A 10,267-nucleotide genomic window follows, 5' to 3' on the forward strand; every position below is an offset into this window, starting at 1 on the left:
GAAATTCGTCATCGATATCAATCTGATGGGTGTTATCTACGGCACTTACACGGCCATTCCGATAATGAGGAAACAGGGTTCGGGCCACATAGTAAACACGGCCTCCATCGCGGGCCTGGTCCCTGTGCCATACCAGGCATTGTACGCCGCCACCAAGAGCGCGGTGAAAACCATGAGCGAATCGCTGCAGTACGAACTCGAAACCGATGGCCTTCAGTTCAGCGTAATCTGTCCCGGCAATGTCCGTACGGCTATATTCGGCAACCTGACGCCTCCACCCGATTCAATAAGCGTCGATGAGGCGGTCGAATACATCTTCGACGAGATGGAGAAAAAGGCTCTCCTGATAGTACTGCCCCAGGCGTATCGAGATTTCGACATTGCCTACAGAACCAACAGGGAAGAATTCGACAAGTTTATCCGCCAGCTGGGTGCCGAAAGACGGGAAAACTATCGCACGAAGGGAATCTATTATTGATATGAGTAAATTCCGGTTGTTCAGCAGGGCCGATCTCCAGCTGGAGGTAGTGATACTGATAATCGCGGGCTTGATCGTGTCGATAACGGGCATTTTACTTTTTCCCGTCGCGACAGGATCGCTTCCTTATTACGAGAACGGCCTGTACGGTCTGCTTCTGGTAATGTTCGCGCTCCAGATCGTATCGCTGGGGAAGACTCCCTTCGGAGATATGAACCGCTCCTGGCTTCTTGTCGCCACCGGTATCGCCGTCGCAGCCGTGGGAATAGTGACCTGTTTCGTTCCGGATATTTTCAGCGAGATACCGCGACTGCTCCTCATGCTTTTTTTCGGCCCGGGAGGTTTTTTGCTGTTCATGCAAATGGTTCTTTCCAGGGACAGGCTGACGAACTGGTTGAAATACGGCGGGATCTTTCGCCATCTGATCGCCGGTTGCTCGCTGGTCTATCTTCTCTCGATGGTGATAGCTTTGCTTCTGTTGAACCGTAACTTGCTCACAACACAGGCAACCGCGGCTGTCGTGCTGGCCTACGGGGTGTCCATAATCTATCTGGCTCTCGTTCTGCGTAAAATCTATCTGGCCTACCCCCAGGCCGAAAAGAAAGGCGGGGAAAGGGTCGATCTTCCCATGGACAGGGCGATGATTTTGCTTACCGGCGTTTTCATGGTACTGCTGGGTCTGTTGCTCATCCCTGTCAACCTCGGAATACTGCCCTTCTCCGGGAGCGCACAGCTGGGACTGCTTATGGTCTTCTTCTCCGTTCAGATGCTGGCCTCCGGCAGCACACCGATAGGTCCCTTCCCCCGCACCTGGCTCATGATTCTCCTCGGACTTCTGTTCGCGGCGCTGGGAACCATCTCGTGCATGATACCCGAAATCCTCGTTTCCCCGCTGACCGTTCTTATAGGTATTCTAAACATCCTTGGAGGTCTGATCAATCTGGGAAAGTTTGCTTTTCAGAGCCTGAAAGGCAGAGGAAAACCGCAGGCTTCGCTACCTCCGATCGTACACAGACTCGTGTTGACTCAACTTGTTCTGAGCCTTCTTTCGATAGTGTTCGGGACTTCGATGCTGATTTCATCTCTCCTTCCAGGTCTCGTTATAGGCATAGTATTGACGGCCAACGGAGTGGTACTGCTGTATCTGCTGTACACTCTCTCGGTCATCGACAGGATGAGCAAAGCTGTGGAGAACACCAAATAGTCTCGGTCTAGAATGAACCACTGTTTTGTATATTTGACATGAAAAAAAGCATACCGCAGAGGCGGTATGCTTTTTATGCTCCATTTATCTTGTGGATAAATCGGTCGAGCCGGAGAACTCTTCAAACCCCGCTTCCCCGGCCGTTGAGTAGCCAGGCTGCAAGGCGGTGATAACCACGTTGTCTATGTCGGCCCAGCTGCAAACCTCATTTGTAAACGTCAGGAACGAGAAACTGGTCATACTGAACGTGCCGGTGAGATACTCCGTCCTTCTCAAAACATCGTTAACATAGACCCGGTAGTAGTTCTGACCGGCGTTGAGATCGAAATAGATATAGATATCGTACCAGGTGTTCGAGGTCACATTCATGATCTTGGTGAAAACTCCCGTACTTTCGTTCCAGGAATACATACCGTAACCGCTTCCCATGTCTCCTAGACATACGTATGGAACCCAGCCGGTATTGTCTCTGAACCCGATACTACCATTCGCGGCGGCCCTTAGATAGAACTGGACAGTTCCCTTCTTCAGAGCCGAAATATTTCGAGATATCCTCGAATTGCCTGCTTCATTAGAGTCGACGAACGTGAGCCCTTTCGAGCCACCGTAGCCGAGATTGACAGAAATATACGAGTATCCCGGATCAATTTTTGTGTATGTCGCCCAGGGGAGAGTTGCGGCGCTCAAATTTCCCAACGGACGCGATTCGAAGCTGTCGTTGACTATCGTGTAGGGCTTTGTCGAAAAAGCCCATATGGGGCCGGTCTTGGTGTTGACGCCGTCCTTGGCCACTATTTTCCAGTAGTAAGTTGTGTTGCTCAGCAACCGGCCTTGTTGTAAGTGGTCGAGGTCAGGTTCGAAGCGTAAATTGGCGGATTTGAAGCCGTTCCAAAATAAAGATCGTACGTTACGCTATCGCCGTCGGGATCTCCGCCGGTCCACGAAAGTGTGAGATTGGGATAATTCTGGTTGGTGGCGTTGTTCGCAGGCGATGGATTGGATGGAGTGTTTGGCGCTCCTTTGACGGTGATAGTGAAACTCGTGCTTGACTGCCCTTTTCCGTCAGAGGCGCTTATGGTAATTGTGACCACGCCTATCGACCCGCTGACCGTCCAGCTGTAAGTGTTTCCCGATATCGTTCCCGGTCCGCTCACTACAGTGAAGACAAGTGGATCGCCGTCGGGATCGGAACAGTAAGTCGAAAGATTGATGTTGACCACCTGTCCGATATTTCTGATTATGTTGGGAATCAAGGTCCACAACGGCAGCTTGTTGAGAAAGGGACAACCTGTGAGCATTATCAAAAGCGGAATTACCAGTAGAGCCAGATATCTTCTCTTCATACCAACACCTCCTCGCGAATGTGTGAAGCGAGCAATACCGATATTCGCAACCTGCGCCTTCTGATTTGATCTAACCGATTCTAAACCCAAAGTATCAATACTGATGCTCTTTTATAGAGTGCTCGCTCCACCCGGTCGAGAAAAATATTCCGACCCGGCGTTTATGAAGCCTGAGAAGCTCTACTCATGCAAAGATGATGACTCGCAGAGTCGATTTTCTTAAAGAGCTACCAGTCGACAATGGCCTCAAAGAGTTCGGTGTTGCCAGGTACGATTCCCATCAAAGTCCCGTGGAAAGCGTAAGCGCTCGAAATGGCGACGACCTTGCCCCCGTTGACACTGGATGCCGCGACTATTGGTATCGGATCGGAGGCCTGTGGAATCGAAGCCTGTTCTTCAAGCGATGAAACATACGTCAGGAAAACGGCAGAGTTCTCAGCATAGACGACAGCGGAGGCGTTTCCCTCTACTGTGAGCTTTGTCGTGAACATCATCGCGATTTTGTTCGATAAAGTTGAAGCTATAGGATGAGCGCCGAAATTATCGGATGTTATCACGAGCTTGTTGCCGCCGATGTTGTTTACAGTATCCGTTACCAGCCCCCACACGAAGCCTATACCGGTGTTCAGTCCGTCTGAAAGGGCATCGAGGAAGAAGGTGCTTGACGGCGGTACTTCGACGAGCAAATCCATCATTATTATTTTGCCTTTCTTGCCGAGCTGGGCGTTGAGAGCGGCTATCTCGGTCGGTGTGTAGGCCTGGAGGGGCATCGATAGAATCACAATTGCGTAGTTCTGTGGATTGAATCCCGCCTCCGACGAGTAAGCCACTTCATAGCCTCTCGAATAAAGGATGGTAATTATGCCCTCGAAATAATCGCTTGAAGCGCTTGTGGAATACTCATCGATCGAACTGGCGAAAATATTGTTGTGGGTATCGTCGATCAAAACAGCCTTCGGAAGCGGTTTGACTCTGGGAAAGCAGCCTGATATCGTTAACAGCATTACTGTGCAGACTACAAGTACCAGTAATCGTTTCATTTTCTCACCTCCCATCGAGATCATACAAGCGAAAGAAAGAGATGATCAATAAGGATCGAAGTATGGGTTATTAAACCGGTCAAACGAAGGTTCATTTGTGGACGAAAAGATTGCGAAAGCAGTTAAAAAAACAGTCGATGGTTATGAATAATGTTTGTTTATGAGTACGATTCGATTTATTCCTCAATATCAATACTCAACAGACACAGTGCCGAACTAGAAAAAGCGATACGGAAATATCGGGCGATCACTAGGTTAGTGCGGCCTATCACCAGTCCATAAATCGCCTTTCGTGGATGGTATAATCATCGTACACTTTATAAACCCTGAGGGAGTGTGATCGAATTGGATAGAGTAATCGTTGTGGGAAACGTGAATGTCGATATCATAGCCGGATCGATCGACAGGTGGCCCGCCTGGGGTACGGAAATTGGAGTGGATTCCATAGAGGTCAGGATAGGCGGCCAGGCGGCAAATTCAGCCGTGGTGCTTTCTCGACTCGGTTTTCCGGTGGAAGTTGTCACGGTCGCAGGGGATGATTTCATCGGTAAAGGTTTTAGGGCAAGGTTCTCCGAGCTGGGCATAGATGTATCTAATTTCGAGTTGCTGAAGGGCAGGACACCCTTTTCCATAGCCATCACTCACAGCAGTAACGAGAGAAGCTTCTTCAGCAACGAGAGCGTCATGAGATCTCTCGATGTCGATTTTGTGGCCGACAGGCTGCGAGGAACAAAGGGCGCCCACATTCTTTTTTGCGGGATCAATGTACTCAGAGGCTTGCATGAAGATAAATTGAGATCGCTTCTGGATGTACTTAAAGAAGACAACACCCTGTACCTCGATACGGGCTGGCCGACGGACGACTGGGATTCCTTCAGACCGAAGGTTCAAAACCTGCTCAGTTCCGTCGATTGGTTCCTGCCAAACGAGGCCGAATTCCTGTCTCTCATGCAGTTAGAGTATCTGGAAGAGGCCGGTCAAATATACAAGAGCGACTACACTAGCAGGGCTCTCATAAAAATGGGTTCCAGAGGATCGATGCTGATGGGTAAGGATCAATGCGAGTTTCACCATGCGGAGAAAACCGGGGACATCATCGATACGATCGGTGCGGGAGATGCCTTCAACGCGGGATTTATTTCCGGCCTGGCCGGCAATGGAAAGATAGATATCGCCACCGCTCACACAATCGCAAAAGACTGGATAGAAGGCAAGTACAGGGCGTATATTACCTTCTGATCTCTGTCCCGTAGCGAAAGAGTCTTTCGACAGGCCGTGGGACGATCGATCTGTGAGTTATAATATCGTCGAATAATCGATTCGGGAGAGATTGCCATGGTTAAAGTGGTAACGGATAGTTCCTGCGACCTGCCTTTAGAACTCATCGAGTCTAACGGTATCACCTTTGTCCCCATGAATGTCGTGGTCGACGGCAGATCATACAAAGAGGACATAGATATCACGCCCCGGGAGTTCTGGAAGCTGATGAGCGAATCAAAAACGCTTCCAAAGACCTCCCAGCCTTCTCCGGGCGAGTTCGCCGATATCTTCAACTCGATCCAGTCCGAAGGCAATACGCCGCTCTGCATAACCATATCGTCAAAACTGAGCGGTACCTACCAGTCGGCGCAGATCGGTGCGCAGTTGAGTGGAAACAGAGCCGTCGTTTTCGACTCTCTCGCAGGCTCTCTGTCTCATGGAATCCAGGTTATTACAGCTTCCAGAATGGCTCTCCAGGGAAAGAGCGTGGATGAGATACTCCATACAATAGAAGAGTGTCGCAAAAACGTCAGGATCATCATTCCGTTGCTGACTCTGGAGAACATAATCAAGGGAGGCCGTCTCAGCAAGTTTCAGGGCGGTCTCGCAAACATTCTGAATATAAGGATAATCCTTCACGGCGTCGAGGGAGAAGTGAAACTCTACAAAAAACTTCGGGGCTCCAACCGCTTCAGACAGGCTATAATCGACCTCATAGACGAAGCCTCCCGCGAGGGGAAAAAGCTCTTCGGGATCACGCATGTGGACAACCCGAAAGACGCCGGTTACTTCGCCGACGAGATAAAAAAGAGGATCCCCGAGGCCGAAGTGATCGTCGGAACGATGGGACCCACCATCGCGACTTACGCCGGCATCGGGGGATTGATTCTCGCTCTTTGAGGATTACCTTACGTCCTCTCTTACTATCTGTATCATCTCTTCGGAAATGACCGGAATCTCCTGACCATCTGAACGCTCATCTCACAGATACAAATACCCGTCGTTTTATAACGATCGCGCTTTTTTTACCAAACCGTAGCGAGCCTTAAGAAACTCGCCCGATCCACTGTGGTGTCTAAATGGAAAGCATTTCCGGGAGTTGTACTCGTTGGCAAATTCTAAGAGAGTTTTCAGATCGGTTCTTTCGGATTTCAAAGCCTCGGCTTTGAGTCTGGCTACATTCTCTATCCTGTCGAAATTCGTAGTCGCTTCGCTCTCGATTCCGGCGGTGGCTCTTTTTCTCAGATCTCTCGTATCGATGCCGGTGAGGTCGAAATCAGGAAGCTGGGAGTTTTTCGAGTACTCGGGGAGCTTTCCGGGCGTGGTTCTGGTGATGATCGTCGTCTTCTTCTGGTTGGTAGGTTTTCTGGTCGAGCAGAGCGGACTGCTTCTCATCGCTTCGGTAAAAGTCCGGGGAGGTGTTCCCAAAATCAGAGAGGTGTTGTTGAAGTTTCTCAGAACCGCGCCAAGGATAGTGGGCCTTTCCTCCTTCCAGGCCGGCGTTTACACCCTCTGTTTCGTTCCTCTCCTTGCAGTCTTCGCTTTTGTAACAAGAAATATCATCGACTCCGGCAACGGTGGATATCCCTCTTTCTTCACAGGCTTTTTCGGTTGGTTGCTCGCGGCAGCCTCTCTGCTGGTTCTTGTAAGGTTGATGCTCAGCTGGCTTTTCGCTATGCACTTCGGTCTGCTCTGCCGGGAGAAATTTTTGAAGGCCCTTGGATCTAGCAAGAAACTTGTAAAAGGAAACAGAATGAGACTGGCGCACATTCTGGGGCGTTTCTGGCTCTTAACTGTGGTGATCCTTCTGGTATTTTCTCTCGCCTTCAGGGGGGGCCGCGAACTTATGGTCAGTTACAGCAGAGAACCGACATCTTTCAATATATTCAGACTCTCGCTCTTCGCTTCCGCTGAAACGGTTTTTATCACAGTCTTCTGGATAGTCGTCGCGGGACTGTTTTCAATACTGGTTACCCGCCTCTTCCTTGAACTGGTTGCCGAAAACAACCTTGAAGCTCTTGAGGAGGCAGGAACTTATTTGTCTAAAGAGCCGAAGATACAGAAAAGACCCTGGATTCTATTGTTGTTAGGTCTTTTCGCGTTCCAGGCGACTTATTTCGATTATTATGGAAAACTCCTGGTGGAATCGGAGGTCGATCTTCCACTGGTGACCGCCCACAGGGGGAGTTCTTTGAAAGCCCCTGAGAATACCATGAGCGCTATAATTCAGGCCGTACACGACGGTGCCGATATCATAGAAATCGATGTCCAGCTGACAAGTGACGGCCACGTAGTGTTGAACCACGACAGAACGCTCTCCAAAGTTGCCGGAGTAAGCAAGAGCGTCCCCGAGATGACTCTGGAGGAGATAAAGGCGATAGACGTCGGGAGGAGATTTTCAAGAAACTTCGCGGGCGAGAGAATCGCGACACTCGAAGAAGTTATCGAGTATATGAACGAGGTCGATACGAAAATAAAACTCAACATAGAGCTGAAGGACTACGAAAAAACGCCCATGATCGTTCAGGCTGTCCTCGATACCCTTGAGAAGCATGAATTCACGGAGAGAATCGTGATAACTTCTACAAGCAGGGACCGATTGGCAGCCGTGAGAGAGAGCGACCCTGCCATTCGGATTGGACTGATAGTCACTTACATAACCAGAGATCTCTGGTCGCTGGATGTGGATTTCTACAGCGTGTCTTCTACCATACTGAACGGAGCCTTCATGATACGCGCGCGTTCCTATGGCAGAGATGTGCACGTTTGGACGGTAAACGATACCGAGTCGATGATGCGCTACACAAGCATGGGAGTCTCTTCCATAATCACAGACAGGCCCGAGACGCTTTCACAGCTTCTGATCAGAAAAGCACAGCTCTCGATATTTCAGAGAAGAGTCCTCGCGGTCCTCTCATTCTAGGATCATCATTACCCACAAGTTAGAAGGCGTTCTGGAGTACGGGAAGGCGAGTGTGATAGAATAATTTTAGAGTTTGCAGCGGGATTGGATGTGGGGCTTATGGGAGTGTACGCGGTCGTGACGGCCGATGTTGTACGTTCAAGAGAGCACGATCTCTCTCTGGAGATTTTGAAGGAAACGCTTGAGGGTTTCGCCAGCGGGCTTCTGGTGAAGCCTTTTTCCGTATCGCGTGGCGATGAGCTACAGGCCGTTCTCTCAGATTTAGAAGCGCTCCCGATGCTTTTAAGGCGTTTGAGGTATTGTGTCCTACCACTGCGTCTTAGAATAGGCGTAGGTATTGGTTTCATAGAGGATTCTGCTTTTCTGAAGGCCGGAAGCTCCTGGGATATGAGCGGGAAGGTCTTCTTCGATGCTAGGAGCGCTCTCGACGGGGCGAAAAAGTCGAAAGACGCGCAAACCGTTGTCGCCTGCGAAGAAGAGAATCTCAGGCTTTTTCTTAACACCGTTTTCATACTCAAAGACGCGATCGAGAGTGACTGGACCGAAAAGCAGTGGGAAGCAGTCCATACTTACGAGAGAGAGGGAACTTACGAGAGGGCCGCCACGGCTCTCGGCGTTACAGCGCCGAATGTTCAGAACCACTGCGCAAAGGCGAAATGGAACGCGATTAAGTCGGTGGAGACCAACATGTCCGCGGCTTTGCGTGAGAGGTTTTCCGGTATATAAATCTATATAGATTTATATATTGAATATAAACCTATTTAAGTTTATTTATGGGCAATAAAACCCCCGGGATTTAAAAGGAGGATCGATGCCGCTACTTTTATCGGTACTTGCACATTTACTGGCCGATTTCATTTTCCAGACTGACAAGACGGTAGAAGACAGGCTTGCGCTTCGCTTTTCCGGTTTCTTCAAACACGGGATAACGGTCTTTCTGACGATGTTAGCGCTGTTGCTTCCCTACGGCTTTATAAGTAGCTTTTTGTACAGTCTCGCCGTATCTTTGATTCACATCTTCCTCGATATTATGAAAAGCTCCCTCGAGAGGCGGAGAAGCGCGGTCGCAAGTTTCTATCTCTTTCTTATAGACCAGTTTCTTCACATCGCCACGATAATTCTGCTCGTTCCGCTCTTCCACTTAAAAGTGACGGCCAGTTTTGAAGGTCTGATCGGCAGTATGGCCGCTTATACTGGGATCGATCCAGGCAGGCTTCCCGTAGGGAGGATGCTCTTCACTGCGATTGTCTATCTTTCGGTGGTCTTTGGAGGCGCTGTCTTTATACGAAAGCTTTTCGACCTGATATACAGGAACGAGCCGGACTATCTCTCGAGAATAATGGGGAGCAACGCCGTCCTTAACAACGTCAGAACGGGTAAGGTTATCGGGATTTTCGAGAGGCTTGTCGTTCTGACTATCTACCTCACGGGCAACGTGGCGTCGATAGGTATAGTGATCGCCGCCAAATCCTTTGCGAGGTTCAAACACTTCGATAACAAGGATTTCGCCGAATACTATCTCATAGGAACTCTCGCCAGCGTCATGCTCGCCATAATTGGCGGCATTATTCTCAGAACCTTCTGAACGTGTCTGCCTGCCGTGGGTTTTTGCGGTGGTTATGACCGGTTAATCGTCGAACGCCGATAGATCGTTCCTGGAAAACGGGTTCTTCTTTACACGGTCGAGGTATTTCAATCTGAAGAGGAAGTATATCATTCCAAAGACTTCCCAGACGATGAAGAGCAGGAAGAAAGAGGTGCTGAAATCTACTCCGACCTGGTAAAGAAGTATGAGCATTATCATTATTGAAAATGCCGTGCCGAGAACCGGTATGATGCCGAACCACTTCCTGTTCACTATAGCCGGGGCCTTTTCTTTAAGCCTGGGGTCTCTCTTCAATCTGAAGACGGCAAACATTGCAGGAACAATGACCGCGATCCCGCCTATCGAAGCGAAGGCCGCGAAGAGATTCAGTCCGGATTCGCCGACCGAAATCAGCATGATCGAAGATAGAAGCC

10 protein-coding genes and 1 pseudogene are annotated in these 10,267 nt (G+C 49.7%); 7 read left to right on the plus strand and 4 right to left on the minus strand.

Translation table 11 applies throughout. The features are described 5' to 3' along the window. Together PKX57_RS09870 and PKX57_RS09875 are read left to right on the plus strand one after the other, a co-directional pair. On the plus strand, positions 1–478 hold a 478-nt coding region (locus tag PKX57_RS09870; RefSeq protein ID WP_472417076.1), incomplete at its 5' end, for an SDR family NAD(P)-dependent oxidoreductase. 1 nt (position 479) lies between these two features. Beyond that, positions 480–1,682: a hypothetical protein gene (locus PKX57_RS09875; protein ID WP_472417078.1), complete on the plus strand. Its 1,203-nt coding sequence runs from the start codon at positions 480–482 to the stop codon at positions 1,680–1,682. Between the two features lie 84 nt (positions 1,683–1,766). Here PKX57_RS09875 and PKX57_RS09880 read toward each other — a convergent pair whose 3' ends face one another. From PKX57_RS09880 to PKX57_RS09890, 3 genes are all read right to left on the minus strand, one after another. Further along, entirely contained in the window at positions 1,767–2,507 is a 741-nt protein-coding gene (locus tag PKX57_RS09880; RefSeq protein ID WP_472417080.1) for a hypothetical protein, read from the minus strand. Then, complete coding sequence (locus PKX57_RS09885; RefSeq protein ID WP_472417082.1) at positions 2,501–3,025, minus strand: Ig-like domain-containing protein; 525 nt, start codon at positions 3,023–3,025, stop codon at positions 2,501–2,503. The genes PKX57_RS09880 and PKX57_RS09885 overlap by 7 nt, the downstream gene beginning before the upstream one ends. Before the next feature lie 227 nt (positions 3,026–3,252). Further along, positions 3,253–4,065: a hypothetical protein gene (locus tag PKX57_RS09890; protein WP_213921870.1), complete on the minus strand. Its 813-nt coding sequence runs from the start codon at positions 4,063–4,065 to the stop codon at positions 3,253–3,255. A gap of 345 nt (positions 4,066–4,410) precedes the next feature. On the opposite strand from PKX57_RS09890, the gene PKX57_RS09895 reads away from it, so the two are divergent. From PKX57_RS09895 to PKX57_RS09915, 5 genes are all read left to right on the plus strand, one after another. Then, positions 4,411–5,304: a PfkB family carbohydrate kinase gene (locus PKX57_RS09895; RefSeq protein ID WP_213921871.1), complete on the plus strand. Its 894-nt coding sequence runs from the start codon at positions 4,411–4,413 to the stop codon at positions 5,302–5,304. A gap of 96 nt (positions 5,305–5,400) precedes the next feature. After that, positions 5,401–6,225: a DegV family protein gene (locus PKX57_RS09900; RefSeq protein WP_213921872.1), complete on the plus strand. Its 825-nt coding sequence runs from the start codon at positions 5,401–5,403 to the stop codon at positions 6,223–6,225. 208 nt (positions 6,226–6,433) lie between these two features. Then, on the plus strand, positions 6,434–8,248 hold the full coding sequence (locus PKX57_RS09905) for a glycerophosphodiester phosphodiesterase family protein (RefSeq protein WP_213921873.1): 1,815 nt from the start codon (positions 6,434–6,436) through the stop codon (positions 8,246–8,248). A gap of 99 nt (positions 8,249–8,347) precedes the next feature. Then, a complete protein-coding gene (locus PKX57_RS09910) occupies positions 8,348–8,974 on the plus strand; it encodes a SatD family protein (RefSeq protein WP_213921874.1) in 627 nt (208 codons plus the stop codon). Positions 8,975–9,059: 85 nt separating this feature from the next. After that, positions 9,060–9,833: a DUF3307 domain-containing protein gene (locus PKX57_RS09915; protein ID WP_213921875.1), complete on the plus strand. Its 774-nt coding sequence runs from the start codon at positions 9,060–9,062 to the stop codon at positions 9,831–9,833. 42 nt (positions 9,834–9,875) lie between these two features. On the opposite strand, the pseudogene PKX57_RS09920 reads toward PKX57_RS09915, so the two are convergent. Beyond that, positions 9,876–10,267: pseudogene (locus PKX57_RS09920) on the minus strand (APC family permease); the annotation flags it as partial.

Origin of the sequence: Mesotoga sp. (assembly GCF_035363035.1) — a bacterium.
Taxonomy (GTDB): Bacteria; Thermotogota; Thermotogae; order Petrotogales; family Kosmotogaceae; genus Mesotoga.

What these genes read in the sequence shown, in the direction of transcription:
- PKX57_RS09875 (WP_472417078.1), top strand. Translation starts at nt 480, where the DNA reads ATGAGTAAATTCCGGTTGTTCAGCAGGGCCGATCTCCAGCTGGAGGTA.
- PKX57_RS09900 (WP_213921872.1), top strand. Translation starts at nt 5,401, where the DNA reads ATGGTTAAAGTGGTAACGGATAGTTCCTGCGACCTGCCTTTAGAACTC.
- PKX57_RS09915 (WP_213921875.1), top strand. Translation starts at nt 9,060, where the DNA reads ATGCCGCTACTTTTATCGGTACTTGCACATTTACTGGCCGATTTCATT.
- PKX57_RS09910 (WP_213921874.1), top strand. Translation starts at nt 8,348, where the DNA reads ATGGGAGTGTACGCGGTCGTGACGGCCGATGTTGTACGTTCAAGAGAG.
- PKX57_RS09885 (WP_472417082.1), bottom strand. Translation starts at nt 3,025, where the DNA reads ATGAAGAGAAGATATCTGGCTCTACTGGTAATTCCGCTTTTGATAATG.
- PKX57_RS09890 (WP_213921870.1), bottom strand. Translation starts at nt 4,065, where the DNA reads ATGAAACGATTACTGGTACTTGTAGTCTGCACAGTAATGCTGTTAACG.